Here is a 907-nt window from a genome sequence, read left to right as displayed (position 1 = left end):
GGTTGGGTGAAAGTGTTTTCATATACTCAGCCAAAAGAGAACCTAGCAAAATATAAAGTTTGGTCTTTGCAAAAGTGTGGTAAGACACAGGATGTAAAGGTTAAGCAGTGTAAGGTTCATGGCAATGGATTAGTTGCACACATCGATGGGTATGATGATCGTGATCAGGCTAAAGAGCTTGCAGAGTCATATATTAAAATTGATGTTGCATCGCTGCCCGAGCTGGAAGCTGGTGACTTTTATTGGCATCAGTTAGAAGGTCTAAAAGTGCTTACTATAGAGGGTCAGCTTCTGGGTAAAGTTCATCACTTGATGGAAACTGGCTCAAATGACGTGCTAGTTATTCGTAAGTGTGAAGGCAGCTTGGATGCAAAAGAGCGGCTAGTTCCTTATTTGCCGGATCAGGTTGTTAAGTCGGTAGATCTTGAGTTATCTCAAATGACCGTGGACTGGGATCCAGAGTTCTAAGCGTTTATGTGGTTCGGACTAGTTAGTCTTTTTCCTGAAATGTTTGAACCATTTTCTGTATCGGGCGTATTTGGACGCGCGGTCAGTAAAGGATTGGTCGAGTTAGACTTGGTGAATCCTAGAGATTTTGCACACGACAAGCATAAAACCGTGGATGACAGACCTTACGGGGGCGGTCCGGGAATGCTTATGAAGGTTCAGCCTTTGCGTGATGCAATTGAGTTTGCTAAAGCCGAAGCTGAGCGAAAAGGTAAGTCTGCGCCTAAAGTGGTTTACTTGTCTCCTCAAGGTAAGAGGCTAGATGACAAGCTTGCTAGAGAGTTGGCTCAAGAACCTTCTTTAGTGCTGGTCTCGGGTCGTTATGAAGGAATTGATGAGCGTTTAATAGAGACGCATATCGATTTGGAAGTTTCGATCGGTGATTATGTGTTGAGCGGTG

Annotated in this window: 2 protein-coding genes; both read left to right on the top strand. The window is 44.1% G+C overall.

Annotated elements, in window-relative coordinates; all coding sequences use genetic code 11:
* On the top strand, window positions 1–468 hold a 468-nt coding region (gene rimM, locus A3739_RS20070), incomplete at its 5' end, for a ribosome maturation factor RimM (RefSeq protein WP_068502558.1).
* A gap of 6 nt (window positions 469–474) precedes the next feature.
* Window positions 475–907 (top strand): tRNA (guanine(37)-N(1))-methyltransferase (locus tag A3739_RS20065; protein ID WP_369821114.1); only part of this gene is annotated, 433 nt, incomplete at its 3' end.

Source organism: Oleiphilus sp. HI0067 (assembly GCF_001635735.1).
This window is presented reverse-complemented; position numbering and strand designations above follow the sequence as displayed.